This is a genomic window from Stutzerimonas kunmingensis (assembly GCF_900114065.1).
Taxonomy (GTDB): domain Bacteria; phylum Pseudomonadota; class Gammaproteobacteria; order Pseudomonadales; family Pseudomonadaceae; genus Stutzerimonas; species Stutzerimonas kunmingensis.
In genome coordinates, this window is the sequence record NZ_FORS01000003.1 from 306,023 (window position 1) to 321,573 (window position 15,551).

Sequence of the window (15,551 nt, forward strand, 5' to 3'; positions counted from 1 at the left end):
GCTCTCGGGTCCGATCCAGATACTGCATAGTCAAACCCCATCGCACTGACCGAGCGGGAGGCACGTGATCTCGCACCGGGGGTGCTGCATCCTGCTGCGCCGGCTGTTCTGCATGCTGGTTCAGAGCCAGCCCGGCCACCAGTCCGGGTGGTCCGGTTTGATCCGCTGCAGGTAGTGGCTGCCACCCAGCTGGCGCATCTGTTGCCGAATCCAGGCGGCGCGATTGTTCACATGGCCGTTCGGTTTGCCAGCGCTCCACTGTCGCGGATTGGGTAGCACCGCGGCGAGGAGGCTGGCTTGTCGGGTCGACAGGTACGGTGCACCAGTGCCGAAGTGATGCTGTGCCGCCGCCTGCGCACCGAAGACGCCATCGCCCCACTCGACGCTATTGAGATAGACCTCAAGGATGCGCTGCTTGGGCCATAAAAGCTCGATCAGCGCAGTGAACCAGGCCTCCAGTCCTTTGCGCGGCCAGCTGCGGCCGGACCAGAGAAACAGATTCTTCGCCACCTGCTGACTCAGCGTGCTGGCACCGCGCAGTGAGCCACCGCGCTCATTGTGGCTGAGCGCCGCACGGATTGCTGCGACATCGAAGCCCCAGTGGTCGGCGAACTTCTGATCCTCGGCAGCGATCACCGCCATCTTCAGATCGTCCGGCAGCACTTTCCAGGGCCGCCAGTCGCGGGTCAGGTCGATAGTTTCGCCTGTGCGCCATGACTCGATCTTGCGCTCGATCATCAAAGCGGTGAACGGCGGTGGCACCCAGCGAAACAGCAGTACCAGCAGCGCCGAGAGGCCGATCAGCCAGAGCAGCAGTTTGGAGAGGCGCAGCAGCAGGTTTCGCAACATGGCACTTGGTCGTGGGCGAAAAGAGCGGGCATTATAGCGGCCGCTAAGGCCATCGACCGGAAATGGCAATGATTCGTGCTTATATCGTCCTTGCCGCGCTGTTCGGCTTGACCGGCGTTGCGCTTGGCGCTTTCGCTTCCCATGCCCTCAAGAGCCAGCTGAGCGCTGCCTATCTTGCGGTGTTTCAGACGGGCGTGCAGTACCAGATGCTTCATGCGCTGGCACTGCTTGGCGTCGCGCTGCTTTCGTTGCATCGGCCCGGCCGCCTGCTGACTGCGGCAGGTGCCCTGTTCGTCGCCGGTATCCTGTTGTTCTCCGGCAGTCTCTACCTGCTCACCCTCAGCGGAATCGGTAAGCTGGGCATGATCACGCCGTTAGGGGGTACGTCCTTTCTCGCAGGCTGGCTCTGCCTGGCGCTGGCCGGCTGGCGCATACGCAGCTGAGCGGGACGAACGGCCGCGGGCTTCGCGTTGGTGGCGGGGGTGATTCGGGCTAGAATGCCGTCCCCTTTTCGCAATGGCGGCGAACAGCATGCAGATCCAGTTGAATGGCGAACCCTATGAGCTGCCAGCCGGCGAGTCGGTGGCCGACCTGCTGGTGCGTCTGGACCTGACCGGACGCCGTCTGGCCGTCGAGCTCAATCGGGACATCGTGCCGCGCAGCGCGCACGCGACTACCGAACTCAGCGAAGGCGATCACGTCGAGGTGGTGCACGCCATCGGTGGCGGCTAGCCGGTCGCGCTCATCCGAATAGCGCCGCCCTGCGGCGCCCAGTCCGCAGCAACACGTCCGAACGAGGAATTCCCATGCGCCCAGTTCCGCACGACAAGCCCTTCACCCTGGCCGGTCGCACCTATCAATCGCGCCTGCTGGTCGGCACCGGCAAGTACAAGGACCTTGAGGAGACGCGTGCGGCCATTGAGGCCTCGGGTGCCGAGATCGTCACCGTCGCGGTGCGCCGCACCAATATTGGCCAGAATCCGGGCGAGCCGAATCTGCTCGATGTGATCAGCCCCGAGCGCTACACCATCCTGCCGAACACCGCCGGCTGTTTCACTGCCGAGGACGCAGTGCGTACCTGTCGCCTGGCCCGTGAGCTCCTCGACGGCCACAAGCTGGTCAAGCTGGAAGTGCTGGCCGATCAGAAGACGCTGTTTCCCAACGTGATCGAGACCCTCAAGGCCGCCGAAGTACTGATCCGGGACGGCTTCGACGTCATGGTCTATACCAGCGACGACCCGATCATCGCTCGCCAGCTGGCCGAGATGGGTTGCATCGCGGTAATGCCGCTGGCCGGCCTGATCGGCACCGGTCTGGGTATCTGCAATCCGTACAACCTGCGCATCATCCTCGAGGAAGCCACCGTGCCCGTGCTGGTGGATGCCGGTGTCGGAACCGCTTCGGACGCTACCATTGCCATGGAGCTGGGCTGCGAAGCGGTGCTGATGAACAGCGCCATCGCCCATGCGCAGAATCCCGTGCTGATGGCCGAGGCCATGAAGTACGCCATTGAGGCCGGCCGCCTGGCCTATCTCGCCGGCCGCATGCCGAAGAAGCTCTACGCCAGCGCCTCGTCGCCGCTGGACGGGCTGATTCGCTGAAACGATTCGTGGCCGGCCCCGATCTTGTGTCGGGGGCCGGCTTTTTTATTTCTCGCAGGTAGACCATGACAGAGCAGAACCCCGCGGCCGAAGCGCAGCAAACCGAGCACCGCCGTACCATCAAGAGTTTCGTGATGCGTGCCGGGCGCATGACCGAAGGCCAGCAGCGTGGCCTGGAGCAGGGCTGGCCGAAGTTCGGCCTGGAGATCGAGAACGGGCTGCGCGATTTCGACGAGGTGTTCGGCCGTAGCGCACCGCGCACCTTCGAGATCGGCTTCGGCATGGGCCATTCCACTCTGGAAATGGCCGCCGCGGCGCCGGATCAGGACTTCATTGGCGTGGAAGTGCATAAACCTGGTGTCGGCGCGTTGCTGAGCGGACTTGTGTCACAGAAATTGAACAACGTCAGGGTCTACAGTTGCGACGCCTTGGAGGTACTGCGCGATTGCGTGGCCGATGCCAGCCTGGACCGCGTATTGCTGTTCTTTCCGGACCCCTGGCACAAGAGCCGTCATCACAAGCGACGTATCGTGCAGCCGGCTTTCGCCGAGCTGGTGCGCAGCAAGCTGAAGATCGGCGGCGTACTGCATATGGCTACCGACTGGGAGCCCTATGCCGAATACATGCTCGAGGTGATGAACGTCGCCCCGGGCTATCGCAATCTGGCCGAGGATGGACGTTGCGTGCCACGGCCTGCGGAGCGACCGATCACCAAGTTCGAGCGCCGTGGTGAACGGCTCGGTCATGGCGTCTGGGACCTGAAATTCCAGCGCATCGACTGAGCCCGGTCAGTAAAAGCGAAACGCCCGCGACCTAGTCCCGGCTGCCCTATCAGCGGCGCCAGGCAGCCAGGTCGCTTGCCACACCCAGATCGAGAGCCGCAGCAGCGGCCAGGGAAGAGTGCTGCCAGGACGGCATGCCTGCCCACACCATATAACAATGCAACGCCGATAGCCGGGCTCGCCACGCGGTGCCCAGCATCGTGCGCAATTGGGGGAGTAGACGATGTACGGAAAGATCGGAATTCTGTTGTTGGCAGCCTGTACCGCGTTACCGGCACAGGCGAAGGTAGACAGCACGCAGGCCGCGCGACTGGGGCAGGACCTGACTCCGCTGGGAGCGGAGCGCGGCGGCAATCCCGCGGGGACGATCCCGCCCTGGGCCGGGGGCGTTGCAGCACCCGCCGGCTACGAGCCCGGGATGCACCATCCCGACCCGTATGCGGCCGATTCAGTGCTCTATCGCGTCGATCACACCAATATCAACGAGTACGGCGGCCAGCTTTCCGACGGTATGAAGGCGCTGCTGGAGCGTTATCCCGACTACCACCTGCGCGTATTTCCGACCCGCCGCAGCGCCTCGGTGCCGCAGCGGATCTATGATGCCACCCGCTACAACGCCGTCAGCGCCGAGCTCATCGCCAACGGCAACGGTATCCAGGGCGCGGCAGCCGGCATTCCCTTCCCTATCCCGCAGAGCGGCATCGAGGTGATCTGGAATCACATCCTGCATTACAAGGGTGACCAGAGCCACATGATCAATAACCAGGCAGTGGTGATCGGTGGCCGGGCCAATTACATCAAGCGCGATCGGCACATCTATTACGTCTACAACCGCGAAGGCATGACTCACGCGGACCTGGACAACACCGTGCTGTACTACAAGTACCGTGTCACCGCGCCGGCCAAGCTGTCCGGTACGGCACTGGTGGTGCAGGACCCGCTCGATCAGGTGCTGACCACTCGCAAGGCGTGGCGCTACAGCCCGGACGATCGCCGCGTGCGCCGTCTGCCGTCACTGGCCTATGACTCCTTGCAGCCCGACACCAGCGGCTTGGCCACGGCCGATGTGGTCGATTCGTTCAACGGCGCGCCGGATCGCTACGAGTGGGAGCTGCTCGGCAAGCGTGAAATGCTGATGCCCTACAACAGCTATGCCGTGCATCAGAAGGGCCTCCCCTACGACAGTATCGTCCAGGCACGCACCCTGAACCCGGAACTGCTGCGCTATGAGCTGCATCGCGTGTGGGTGGTCGAGGCGACCTTGCGCAAGGGCTTCAGTCACCTCTACGACAAGCGTCGGTTCTATATCGACGAGGACAGCTGGGCGATCCTTGCCGTCGACCTGTACGACGAGAAGGGCGAGCTGATCGGCCTGCAGGAAAGCCATCCGATCAGCTATTACGACGTGCCGATGTTCAACAGCACGCTGGAAACGCTCTACCACCTCAAGGACGGCAACTACTTCGTCGATGGGCTGGACAACAACGAGCCGATGTACGACTTCAACGTCAAGCTCGGCCCGCGTGATTTCTCGCCGCAGGCGCTGCGTCGCGGCAACTGACGAAGGACAGAAACAGAAGATGCACGAAAGGGCGCCGCTGGCGCCCTTTTTCGTACCACCAGAACTGCCGTCGCGCGTCGCTGCGGCGGTGTGAGGCTACAAGGTTGCTCCTGTTCGGCGGGGCCGAGCACGGGTAGTGACTTCGCTCAAGAGTGGGCTGGCGCGGCAGTGGGATGATCGCCTGCGTAGCGCTGCAAAGGCGGCCCGGCAGCCGGGCAAGCAGCCGCGCCATTCGCAAAGGAGGGAGCCGCGTGTTCAGACCGGGACAACTGGAGTACCACAGCCTTTCCGCTTCCGGGAAACCGGGTTATCACCTGCAGCTCGACTACCGTGTCGAGGGCACGCCGGAGGCGCCGCAGTGGGCGTGTTTTCACCTGCGCTTCGAGGCCGGAGCAACTCTGGTGGACGAGCAGTTTCGAATGCACCGCGATGTTGCCTGCAACTTCCTGCAGCGCGTCCGTCAGTGCCTGCGTCGCCACGGTGTGCCGGTGGACGCCGATATCCTCTTCGGTCTGCACGGCATCTACGACCCGCTGTTCGAGGATCTGCGCCGGCAGCTGTGCTATCGGCCGGGCGAGGCCGTCGATCTCGATCGATTTCTTCGCGAAGGCTGAGCGGCGTTAGTGGCTTGCGCGGTCAGTTGGTCAAGGCAAGTTCGGATGGACATGGCTCCGAGAAGGCGCTGCGACGCGTCATAGCGGGGCTATGGCAAGGAGCAGCAACACAGTATCGGGGCCATGGGCGCCGGAGTCGACCAACTGACCTTACCAACCAGGCCACTAGTTACGGTCGGCGATCACGCCGATGAGGAAGAAGATCAGCAGCAGCACCGGCGCCAGGCTGTAGTTGTTCAGGTGGGCCAGCCCCTGGGTCATCCACGGGGTGAGGAAGACGATCGCCAGGCCATAGCCCACCGCGCAGACCAGTACGAAGATCAGCGTGCGGAAAAAGAAGTTCAGGCTGCTGACGGCGCCCTTTACCCAGGTATTGATTGCCGGGCCGAACAGTACGAAGAGCGTGGCCATCAGCGCCAGGGAGATATCCGACAGGTGGCTGCGGCTCCAGCGCGACAGCGTGACGATCAGGTCGAGTAGCAAATCCATGCGGTGTCCTTAAGGCAGGAAGCTCTGTAGCAGGTCGTTGAGAAACAGCTGGCCCTTCGGCGTCGCCACCAGGCGCGCCGGGTCAGCCGAGAGCAGGCCGCGCGCTTCGGCGTCGCGCCGTGGCTTGGCGAGCACATCCAGCGGCAGTCCGGTGCGCTGAGTGAACAGCATGGCCGGTACGCCGTCGGTGAGGCGCAGCACATTCATCAGGAATTCGAAGGGCAATTCATCCGCTGCCAGCAGCTTTTCGCCTGCGCGGAAGGCCTTGGCCGGATCGAGGTAGTCCTTCGGCAGGCGGGTCTTCCAGCTGCGCAGGATGCGTCCGTCGGCGTGGCTGAGTTTGGCATGGGCGCCGGCACCGATGCCGAGGAAATCGCCGAAGGTCCAGTAGTTCAGGTTGTGCCGCGCCTGCCGCCCGGGCTGGGCGTAGGCGGAGGTCTCGTACTGGCGATAGCCGTGCTCGGCGAGCAGCGCCTGGCCGGCTTCCTGGATGTCCCAGAGGATATCGTCTTCGGGCAGCTGCGGCGGCTGGCTCCAGAACACCGTGTTCGGCTCCAAAGTCAGCTGGTACCAGGACAGGTGCGTCGGTTGCTGCGCGATGGCGATGCGCAGGTCGCTCAACGCATCCTCCAGGCTCTGGTCCGGCAGGCCGTGCATGAGGTCGAGGTTGAAATTGTCGAAGCCGGCGGCGCGAGCCATGTCGGCGGCGCGAATCGCTTCGTCGCCGTCGTGAATGCGCCCGAGCGCCTTGAGCTTGTCGGCCTGGAAGCTCTGCACGCCAATGGACAGCCGGTTGATGCCTAGCTGGCGGTAGTCGCGGAACTTGGCCTGTTCGAACGTCCCCGGATTGGCTTCCAGGGTGATCTCGATGTCCTCGGAAAAGCCGACCAGCCGTTCCAGCCCGTCGACGATCGCCGCCAGTGCCTTGGCAGAAAACAGGCTTGGCGTACCGCCGCCGAAGAAGATCGAAGTCAGGCGGCGGTCCCCGACGTGCTCAAGATCCGCGCGAAGATCGGCCAGCAGCGCGGCGACATAGGCGTCTTCGGGCAGTTCGGGTCCGGCCGCGTGGGAATTGAAGTCGCAGTACGGGCATTTGCGCACGCACCAGGGAATATGTACGTACGCCGCCAGCGGGGGCAATTCGAAGCCTGCCGTTGTCGGCGCGCCGTGGTTGCCTTCGCTGGCGCTTAGCGGGGCTGAGTCTGCCGCTTTCATATCCCCAGCCGCTGCTTGAGCAGGGCCATGGCGCGTGCACGGTGGCTGAGCTGGTTCTTCTGCGCTGCAGGCAGCTCGGCGCTGGAGCAGTCGCATTCCGGCACCCAGAACAGCGGGTCGTAGCCGAAGCCATGCTCGCCGCGTGCTGCATGCAGGATGCGGCCGTGCCAGAGGCCTTCGCAGATGATCGGCAGTGGATCGTCGGCGTGGCGCACCAGCGCCAGGGCACAGACGAACTGCGCGCCGCGTTCGGCATCCGGAACCTCACGCAGGACGTCCAGCAGCTTGGCATTGTTGGCGGCATCGCCCTGGCCATCGGCGTAGCGCGCCGAGTAGATGCCCGGTGCGCCGCCGAGGGCGTCGACGGCCAGGCCGGAGTCGTCGGCGAGCGCCGGTAGACCGGATATCCGCGCGGCGTTGCGCGCCTTGAGAATGGCGTTCTCGACGAAGGAAAGACCGGTTTCCTCCGGCTCGACGGTGCTGAACTCGGCCACCGAGCGCACGCGAACCGCGTCACCGAGCATGGCCTGGAGCTCCTTGAGTTTGCCGGCGTTGTGGCTGGCCAGTACCAGTTCGGAAAAAGGCATCATCGGTCGGGGAAGAATTCCTGGTTGAACTCGAAGCTGAACGGCTCGGCGCCGGTCGGCTGAACGGTGAGGGCGAAACGCAGGGTTTCCTGCGAGTCGAAGGGGAACTGCGCGAGGTAATAGATCGCCTCGTCACCTTCCTTGAGCTGCTTGAAGCCCAGCGGGCGATCCTGCCCGAGCAGGTTCTTCACTACGCCGCTGACCTGCGCCGCGACCGGTTTGCCGTCCTTGATCACCGAGACGTTGACTACGCCCTGGGTCTTGCTGCGCGTGAGTCCGGCGGCGGCGGCAATGTCCGGCTGCAGGAAGCCCGAATTGAAGGCGCTGTAGTGGACGTCGTATTCGCCGACGCTGTGTTTGCGCTCGGCCAGCGCCGGCAATGTGAGCAGTGCGGCCAACAGACCGATCAGGATGCGTTTCATGTGCTTACCTCCAGCGTTGAAGCCGCTCAGCGGGATGGCCCGGTGACGCGGTAGATGCCGATTTCACCCAGCAGATTCGGCCATATGCGACTGGCCCAGCCATGCCGATGATCGCGGTCGACTGCCAGGCGTTCGAGTACCCTGGCACCGCTTTCCTGGCACAGCCGCTCGAAATCCTCGAACGTGCAGAAGTGAATGTTCGGCGTGTTGTACCAAGTGTAGGGGAGGAACTCCGACACCGGCATGCGGCCTTTGCTCGCAAGGTACCAACGGCAGCGCCAATGGCCGAAGTTGGGGAAGGTGATGATGCACTGGCGGCCGACGCGCAGCATTTCCTTCATCAGCTGGTCGGGGTAATGCACGGCCTGCAGCGCCTGGGTCATCACCACCATGTCGAAGCTGTCGCTGGCGAAGTTGCCCAGGCCCAGGTCGAGGTTCTGCTCGATGACGTTGACGCCCTTGTCGATGCAGGCGGCGATGTTGTCCGGGTCGATTTCCAGGCCGTAGCCGCTGACCTGCTTGTGATCGCGAAGCCAGGCCAGCAGCTCGCCATTGCCGCAGCCGAGGTCGAGAACTCGGCTGCCGGCCGGAATCCACTCTTGGATGATGTCCAGATCGGCGCGCATCTTCGTTCCTTATACGGCTATGCGGTTCATGTAACCGCGGAAGGCTTGCAGGTAGCGGGGATTGGGGATCAGGAAGGCGTCGTGGCCCTGCGGCGCATCGATCTCCAGGTAGCAGACATCCTTGCGCGCAGCGAGCAGGGCGTCGACGATTTCCCGCGAGCGCTCCGGCGAAAAGCGCCAGTCGGTGGTGAAGGACATCACGCAGAAGCGCGCCTGGGCGCCCTCGAAGGTCTTGGCCAGATCGTCGTTGTGGGCTGCCGCCGGGTCGAAGTAGTCCAGCGCCTTGGTCATCAGCAGGTAGGTATTGGCGTCGAAACGCCCGGAAAACTCCTCGCCCTGATAGCGCAGGTAGCTTTCGACCTGGAATTCCACGCTGTTGAAGTCGTAATTGAGCTTCTCGCTCTTGAGTCCGCGACCGAACTTGGTGCCCATGGCGTCATCGGACAGGTAGGTGATGTGGCCGACCATGCGCGCCAGCATCAGGCCGCGCTTGGGAATCACGCCCATCTCCTGGAAATGGCCGCCGTGGAATTCCGGGTCGGACAGGATGGCCTGGCGCGCGACTTCGTTGAAGGCGATGTTCTGTGCCGACAGCCTGGGCGCCGAGGCGATGGCCAGGCAGTGGCGGACTCGCTCAGGGTAGCTGATGGTCCATTGCAAGGCCTGCATGCCGCCCAGGCTGCCGCCTATCACCGCTGCCCATTGGGCGATGCCAAGGCGGTCGGCCAGAAGTGCCTGACTGTGCACCCAGTCTTCCACTGTCACCACTGGGAAGTCTGCACCGTAGGGCTTGCCGCTGGCCGGGTTGGTGCTGCTCGGGCCGGTCGAACCGTTGCAGCCGCCCAGGTTGTTCAGGCTGACGACGAAGAAATGATCGGTATCGATGGCCTTGCCCGGGCCTATGCAGGAATCCCACCAGCCGGGTTTGCGGTCGTCCATGCTGTGGTAGCCGGCGGCATGATGGTGGCCAGAGAGTGCATGGCAGATGAGCACGGCATTGCTGCGCGCGGCATTCAGCTCGCCATAGGTTTCATAGATCAGCTGGTAATCGGCCAGCGTACGGCCGCAGGCGAGTGTCAGTGGTTCGGCAAAATGCGCGACCTGCGGACTCACCAGGCCAACGGAATCGGCGGGAATTGCAGTGGGCATCGACCCTGGCTCTTGCTTGAAGAAGGCGGCAAAGTCTAAAGGTATGCGCGTTGCAATTCATCCTGAAATGCAACGGCGAGCGGGGCTCTCGCCATTTCCTCGCGGGCTGCGACGAAATGGCGACAGCTTTAGCTGATCTGCGCGCTGGTCAGGCTGACCACCTTGCCCTGCCGCCGCAACGGCGCCGGTCGGCGCAGCGCGCGGAGCATTTCTGCGGCCTGTGCCAGTTGCAGCTCCAGTTCGCCGCTGTAGCGCGTCAGCAATTGTCCGCGCTGGCTGTTCTGCTGGCTCTCCCTGGCCAGGCTCTTCAACTGCAGGATGTGGGTTTCCAGCTGTTGCTTGTGTTCCAGGGAAAACTGCAGCAGCGGCGTCAGCGCATCGCCAGCCCACTGTTCGGCTTCCTGGCGCAGCCGCTGGTGCATGCCGATGACCTCCTGCACCAGGGTAGAGAAGAAGCGTCTGGTGAGTGTTCGCTGCTCGGTGAGCAGGGTCTTCAACTGCAGGCGGAACTGATCGGCCTTGCCTTGCAGGCTGCGCAGCTCGCGCTGATAAGGCAGCAACTGGAACAACGGCGGGTCGATACCCTGTAGGGGGTTTTCTTCGCTGTGCCGCCGGTAGATCGCTGAAACCATCTTGTTGGCCCTTTCCGCCTCCTGCTCGAGGATGCCCAGGTCCTGTTCCACCGAGCGGAAGAAGTGCAGGATCGCCAGGTTGATGCCCAGCGTGGTCAGGCTGCCGGTCAGGCTGCGTCGCAACCGGGTCAGGTGCTCCTCGAGGCGTTCGGCCCGTATTGCCGTGCGCAGCAGCTCACCCTGGCGTTGCAGCAGGCGCTGATTGGTCTTCAGGTCGAGCAGGCGCTTGTGGTGGCGGTTGTGATCGTGCCGCGTACGCGCGGTGAGTTCGAGCAGCATCTGCCCGCTGCCTTCCTGATGACTGGCCAGCACATCGCGCTGCTCGATGACCTTTTCCAGGCGCAGCTTGAGGGCATGCTGACTGTTCTGCAGCAGCGCCATCACCTGCTGCACCACCTGGTCTTCGAGCAGGCGTTCCTTCTGCGTGAGGATGCGCTGGCTGAGCAACTCTTCCAGCCGTGCCAGCTGGCTGCGTTCGAGCAGCGCCTGGTCACCGCGAATCTTCGCCATCAGCGCCTGTTTGGCCGATAGCGGCAGGACGTCGGCGCAATCAATGCCCAGCTGTTGCGCGGTGTTGTCACGGATATCCTCGATGGCCTTCTGCACGAAGGACTCGCCGGCAACATCGTCCCAGAGCACGTCGATCTTGTTCAGTACGGCGAACAGGCTGTTCTGCGTATCTTCGTCGAGCTGGCGGATGTGCTGCTGCCAGATCTGCATGTCACTGGCGGTGACACCGGTGTCGGCAGAAAGCAGGAACACGATTGCCTGGGCATTGGGCAGCATCGACAGGGTCAGTTCCGGCTCGCTGCCCAGCGCGTTCAGCCCGGGCGTATCGAGAATGCGCAAGCCCTGACGCAACAGCGGGTGGTCGAAGTTGACCACGGCGTGGCGCCAGGCCGGGACCAGTACGGTATCGCCACTGCTGCTGCTTTCCAGGCCGGCCGGGTCAAAGCCCAGCTGAATTGCCTGTTCCACCGGCATGGCCTTGGTCAACGCGACCTGGGCAAAGGCTTCGGCCATGCTTTCCGGGTCATGCGGGTCGAGCGGGAGATTGAGCCAGAGTCGCGGTGTGCGCTTGAGTTGCGCGATGCTGGTGTCTTCCAGGCGCGACTCGATGGGCAGCAGGCGGATGTAGGAGCGTTCCGAACGCGGATCGAACAGCAGTTCGGTGGGGCACATGGTGGTGCGGCCAGCCCGTGAAGGCAGGATGCGCTGACCGTAGTTGGAGAAGAACAGGCTATTGATCAGCTCGGTTTTGCCGCGCGAATACTCGCCGACGAAAGCCAGGGTGATGTGATCGGTGCGCAACACCCGCAGCGCTCGCTCCAGGCGCGCCTCGACGCCCTCGCTGGAAAGCCGGTTATGCGCCAGCCAGCTGCGGTAACGGGTGATCTCACGAATGAGGTCACGCTTCCAGGTGACGTAGGCGTCCACTTGTCGATCGAGACGTTCCATGCTCATCCAGCTCCCGGAGGTGTGATTCGGCGAATTATCGGACCCGCCGGTACAAGGTCAATTCAATCGAAGCCTGACGTGACCGAGCGGCCTTGCTGGCGGCATGGGCGGTCATGGGCGGCTCGGGTTCGAGTCGATGTCCTCGTTCACACCCCGCAGCAAAGTACGAGGCAGGATGGAAAAAGCCGAGAAGTTGAAGTCTACGTGCAGCCATGCGGCATTCCGAGGCGCTTTTGGCTCCTCGGTGCCGCTTTGGCAGCAAAGCATGAACGGCGTCTCAGATGAGCATGCGCAGGATGTTCGGCATGTGGGTCATGGTGGCCAGGTTGTTGATTACCAGCATGTCCAGCAGCTTGATCGCCAGGAAGGCGAAGATCGGCGAGATATCCAGCCCGCCGAGGTTCGGCAGCAGGCGGCGGAACGGCGCCAGGACCGGCTCGCAGAGTTGGCTGACCAGCTGTGCGCCCGGGTTGTGGCTGCCCGGCGCGACCCAGGACAGGATCACGCTGATGATCAGCGCCCAGAAAAAAATGTTGAGGAACAGCCCAGTGATGCCGATCAGCGCCCAGACCAGCAACAGCAAGGGATTGCCGATGGTGCCGTAGGCGATCAGCAGGATCAGCGCCATCAGCACCATCTGCACGATCAGCGCGAGGATCAGCGAAGAAATATCCAGCGTGCCCATGCTTGGAATGATGCGGCGCATCGGCCGCAAAAGTGGATGGGTTGCCTTGACGATGAATTGGCTGAGCGGGTTGTAGAAGTCGGCGCGTACCAGCTGCAGGATGAAGCGCAGCAACACGATCAGCAGATAGAGGCTGCCCAGCGTCTGGATGACGAGGATCAGGGCTTGCGAGAGTTGGGACATGAATGCTCCTTAGAGGCTGTTGTTTCGTCGCGAACGAAGCGTCAACAGACCTATTGACCCAGTTGTTCGGCCAGTTCGGCCGAGCGTTGTGCGGCCGCGTTCAACGCCTGCTGCACCAGTTGCTCGAAGCCGCCCGCCTGGAAGGCTTTGATCGCCGCTTCGGTGGTTCCGTTCGGCGAGGTGACGCGACGCCGCAGTTCGGCGGCATCGACGTCGCTTTCGCAAGCCATGCGAGCTGCGCCCAGCGCGGTCTGCATGGTCAGTTGCGCGGCGGTCTCGCGGGGCAGGCCGAGCTGCTGTCCGGCAGCCGTCATCGCTTCGATCAGCAGGAAGAAATAGGCAGGACCGCTACCGGAAACGGCGGTTACCGCATCGATCAGGTGCTCTTCTTCGAGCCATAGCGCGATACCGACGGCCGACAGCAGTTGCTCGGCCTGCTGCTTCTGCGTGTCGCTGACCTGGGCATTGGCGAACAGGCCGCTGACGCCCTGACGCAGCAAGGCCGGCGTGTTGGGCATGCAACGCACGATCGCCTGAGGGCGCGGGCCTAGCCAGCGCTGCAGGCTGTCGCAGCTGATGCCGGCGGCGATCGAGACGATCAGGGGGCCGTGGGCTAGATGAGGAGTCAGATCCTGACAGACCGCCTGCATGACCTGCGGCTTGACCGACAGCACCACCACGTCGGCGCCGGCCAGTGCATCGGCGTTCTGCGCGAACGTCTGGATGCCGTGCTCGGCGCTGATTTTCGCGCGCTGCTCGGCGCCTGGATCGCTGGCGCGAATGGCGTCCGCTGCGACGCCCTTGGCGCGCAGCCCGCCGATCAGACTGGCAGCCATGTTGCCGGCGCCGATGAAGGCGATGCGGGGTGAGGTCATAGCGATTCCTTTATTGAGGGCGTCCGTAGTCGCGGGCGCCGAACAGTGCGGTGCCGATGCGGACCCAGGTCGCGCCTTCGGCAATTGCCGCTTCGAGGTCCTGGCTCATGCCCATGGACAGCGTATCCAGTGTCAGTGGCAGTTCATCGCGTAATGCGCGCAGGCGGGCAAAGGCGGCGCGCTGCTCGGCGGGGTCTTCGCTCGGTGCGGGAATGCACATCAGTCCACGCAGGCGCAGACGCGGCATCGCGGCGACAGCCTGTGCCAGCTGCGGCAGTTCCTCTGGCGCGCAGCCGGATTTGCTCGCCTCACCGCTGACATTCACCTGCAGGCATATATTCAGCGGCGGCAGCTCGGCTGAGCGTTGATCGGACAGGCGCTGGGCGATCTTCAGGCGATCCACCGAGTGCACCCAGTCGAAGTGTTCGGCGATGGATTTGGTCTTGTTCGACTGGATCGGTCCGATGAAGTGCCAGGTCAGCGGCAGCTCGCTCAGCTCGGCCTGCTTATCCAGCGCTTCCTGCAGATAGTTCTCGCCGAAATCGCGCATGCCGGCTTCGGCGGCCTCGCGAATGGCGGCGGCCGGCTGGGTCTTGCTCACCGCCAGCAGGCCGACCGAAGCAGGGTCGCGTCCCACAGCTTGCGCCGCCTCACGGATGCGCGCTGCGACCTTTGCAATATTCTTCTCTATCGTGGACATTACTTGCGCCGCCGCCTTGGGTCTGCGCGGCATTCTACCTGCTTGCTTGTAATTGGGGAGTCCCATGGATATCACAGAACTGCTGGCCTTCAGCGCCAAGCAGGGTGCGTCGGATTTGCACCTTTCCGCCGGCCTGCCGCCGATGATCCGCGTCGATGGCGACGTGCGGCGAATCAACCTGCCGGCCATGGACCACAAGCAGGTGCATGCGCTGATCTACGACATCATGAACGACAAGCAACGCAAGGATTTCGAGGAATTCCTGGAAACCGACTTCTCGTTCGAAGTGCCGGGCGTGGCGCGTTTTCGCGTCAACGCATTCAACCAGAATCGCGGTTCCGGCGCGGTGTTCCGGACCATTCCTTCCAAGGTGCTGACCATGGAAGACCTGGGGATGGGCGAGGTTTTCCGCAAGATTACCGATGTGCCGCGCGGGCTCGTGCTGGTCACCGGACCGACCGGCTCGGGCAAGTCGACCACCCTGGCGGCGATGCTTGATTACCTGAACAACACCAAGTACCACCACATCCTTACCATCGAGGACCCCATCGAATTCGTTCACGAATCGAAGAAGTGCCTGGTCAACCAGCGCGAGGTCCATCGTGACACCCTGGGCTTCTCCGAGGCACTGCGTTCGGCACTGCGTGAAGACCCGGACATCATTCTCGTCGGCGAAATGCGCGACCTGGAAACCATCCGCCTGGCGCTGACCGCTGCGGAAACCGGTCACCTGGTGTTCGGCACGCTGCACACCACCTCAGCGGCCAAGACCATTGACCGCGTGGTCGACGTGTTCCCGGCCGAAGAGAAGTCCATGGTCCGCTCGATGCTCTCCGAATCGCTGCAGGCGGTGATCTCGCAGACCCTGCTGAAGAAGGTTGGCGGCGGCCGTGTCGCGGCCCACGAGATCATGATCGGTACGCCGGCGATCCGTAACCTGATTCGCGAGGACAAGGTGGCGCAGATGTATTCCTCGATCCAGACCGGCGGCTCGCTGGGCATGCAGACCCTCGACTCGTGCCTCAAGGGGCTGCTCGCCAAAGGGCTGATCTCGCGAGACAGCGCCAAGGAAAAGGCCAAGCAGCCAGAAAACTTCTAAACGCCTGACAACTACCGGGCGCCG

At 63.4% G+C, this 15,551-nt stretch carries 18 protein-coding genes; 7 read left to right on the forward strand and 11 right to left on the reverse strand.

Going from position 1 to position 15,551, the window contains the following annotated elements; all coding sequences use genetic code 11:
* Positions 1-120: 120 nt before the first annotated feature.
* Positions 121-849 carry a monofunctional biosynthetic peptidoglycan transglycosylase gene (gene mtgA, locus BM275_RS09490; RefSeq protein WP_042927075.1) on the reverse strand — a complete coding sequence of 243 codons (729 nt, stop codon included), beginning with the start codon at positions 847-849 and terminating at the stop codon, positions 121-123.
* A gap of 68 nt (positions 850-917) precedes the next feature.
* Here mtgA and BM275_RS09495 point away from each other — a divergent pair, with 68 nt between their 5' ends.
* The 6 genes from BM275_RS09495 (at position 918) to BM275_RS09520 (ending at position 5,407) form a co-directional block, all read left to right on the forward strand.
* Positions 918-1,292 (forward strand): DUF423 domain-containing protein, encoded by a 375-nt coding sequence (locus BM275_RS09495; protein WP_014818732.1) that lies wholly within the window; start codon positions 918-920, stop codon positions 1,290-1,292.
* A gap of 73 nt (positions 1,293-1,365) precedes the next feature.
* Positions 1,366-1,581 carry a sulfur carrier protein ThiS gene (thiS, locus tag BM275_RS09500; protein WP_256364880.1) on the forward strand — a complete coding sequence of 72 codons (216 nt, stop codon included), beginning with the start codon at positions 1,366-1,368 and terminating at the stop codon, positions 1,579-1,581.
* Between the two features lie 74 nt (positions 1,582-1,655).
* On the forward strand, positions 1,656-2,450 hold the full coding sequence (locus BM275_RS09505) for a thiazole synthase (RefSeq protein WP_014818734.1): 795 nt from the start codon (positions 1,656-1,658) through the stop codon (positions 2,448-2,450).
* A gap of 65 nt (positions 2,451-2,515) precedes the next feature.
* The gene (gene trmB / locus BM275_RS09510; protein ID WP_044314788.1) at positions 2,516-3,232 is read left to right on the forward strand and encodes a tRNA (guanosine(46)-N7)-methyltransferase TrmB; all 717 of its coding nucleotides are present in this window, start codon (positions 2,516-2,518) and stop codon (positions 3,230-3,232) included.
* Between the two features lie 223 nt (positions 3,233-3,455).
* The gene (locus BM275_RS09515) at positions 3,456-4,793 is read left to right on the forward strand and encodes a DUF1329 domain-containing protein (protein WP_041015111.1); all 1,338 of its coding nucleotides are present in this window, start codon (positions 3,456-3,458) and stop codon (positions 4,791-4,793) included.
* 251 nt (positions 4,794-5,044) lie between these two features.
* Positions 5,045-5,407, forward strand: a complete 363-nt coding sequence (locus BM275_RS09520; RefSeq protein ID WP_023446085.1) for a DUF5064 family protein — start codon at positions 5,045-5,047, stop codon at positions 5,405-5,407.
* A 165-nt stretch (positions 5,408-5,572) separates the two neighbouring features.
* On the opposite strand, the gene BM275_RS09525 is transcribed toward BM275_RS09520, so the two are convergent.
* From BM275_RS09525 to BM275_RS09570, 10 genes are all read right to left on the reverse strand, one after another.
* Positions 5,573-5,896, reverse strand: coding sequence for a DUF3392 domain-containing protein (locus tag BM275_RS09525; RefSeq protein ID WP_003303164.1), 324 nt, complete (start codon positions 5,894-5,896; stop codon positions 5,573-5,575).
* Positions 5,897-5,905: 9 nt separating this feature from the next.
* The gene (gene hemW / locus BM275_RS09530; RefSeq protein ID WP_090520821.1) at positions 5,906-7,111 is read right to left on the reverse strand and encodes a radical SAM family heme chaperone HemW; all 1,206 of its coding nucleotides are present in this window, start codon (positions 7,109-7,111) and stop codon (positions 5,906-5,908) included.
* Positions 7,108-7,701, reverse strand: a complete 594-nt coding sequence (gene rdgB / locus BM275_RS09535) for an RdgB/HAM1 family non-canonical purine NTP pyrophosphatase (protein ID WP_023446083.1) — start codon at positions 7,699-7,701, stop codon at positions 7,108-7,110. Before rdgB ends, hemW begins: the two co-directional genes overlap by 4 nt.
* A complete protein-coding gene (locus BM275_RS09540; RefSeq protein ID WP_023446082.1) occupies positions 7,698-8,120 on the reverse strand; it encodes a DUF4426 domain-containing protein in 423 nt (140 codons plus the stop codon). Before BM275_RS09540 ends, rdgB begins: the two co-directional genes overlap by 4 nt.
* A gap of 26 nt (positions 8,121-8,146) precedes the next feature.
* A complete protein-coding gene (gene metW / locus BM275_RS09545; RefSeq protein ID WP_023446081.1) occupies positions 8,147-8,746 on the reverse strand; it encodes a methionine biosynthesis protein MetW in 600 nt (199 codons plus the stop codon).
* Positions 8,747-8,755: 9 nt separating this feature from the next.
* Positions 8,756-9,895: a homoserine O-succinyltransferase MetX gene (gene metX, locus BM275_RS09550; protein ID WP_014818742.1), complete on the reverse strand. Its 1,140-nt coding sequence runs from the start codon at positions 9,893-9,895 to the stop codon at positions 8,756-8,758.
* Between the two features lie 128 nt (positions 9,896-10,023).
* Positions 10,024-11,991 (reverse strand): dynamin-like GTPase family protein, encoded by a 1,968-nt coding sequence (locus BM275_RS09555; protein WP_090520823.1) that lies wholly within the window; start codon positions 11,989-11,991, stop codon positions 10,024-10,026.
* A 271-nt stretch (positions 11,992-12,262) separates the two neighbouring features.
* Positions 12,263-12,853, reverse strand: coding sequence for a YggT family protein (locus BM275_RS09560; protein WP_041015113.1), 591 nt, complete (start codon positions 12,851-12,853; stop codon positions 12,263-12,265).
* A 50-nt stretch (positions 12,854-12,903) separates the two neighbouring features.
* The gene (gene proC / locus BM275_RS09565; protein ID WP_014818745.1) at positions 12,904-13,728 is read right to left on the reverse strand and encodes a pyrroline-5-carboxylate reductase; all 825 of its coding nucleotides are present in this window, start codon (positions 13,726-13,728) and stop codon (positions 12,904-12,906) included.
* Positions 13,729-13,738: 10 nt separating this feature from the next.
* The gene (locus BM275_RS09570; RefSeq protein WP_090520825.1) at positions 13,739-14,428 is read right to left on the reverse strand and encodes a YggS family pyridoxal phosphate-dependent enzyme; all 690 of its coding nucleotides are present in this window, start codon (positions 14,426-14,428) and stop codon (positions 13,739-13,741) included.
* 64 nt (positions 14,429-14,492) lie between these two features.
* Here BM275_RS09570 and pilT point away from each other — a divergent pair, with 64 nt between their 5' ends.
* On the forward strand, positions 14,493-15,527 hold the full coding sequence (pilT, locus tag BM275_RS09575; protein ID WP_003303153.1) for a type IV pilus twitching motility protein PilT: 1,035 nt from the start codon (positions 14,493-14,495) through the stop codon (positions 15,525-15,527).
* The last annotated feature ends 24 nt before the right edge of the window (positions 15,528-15,551 follow it).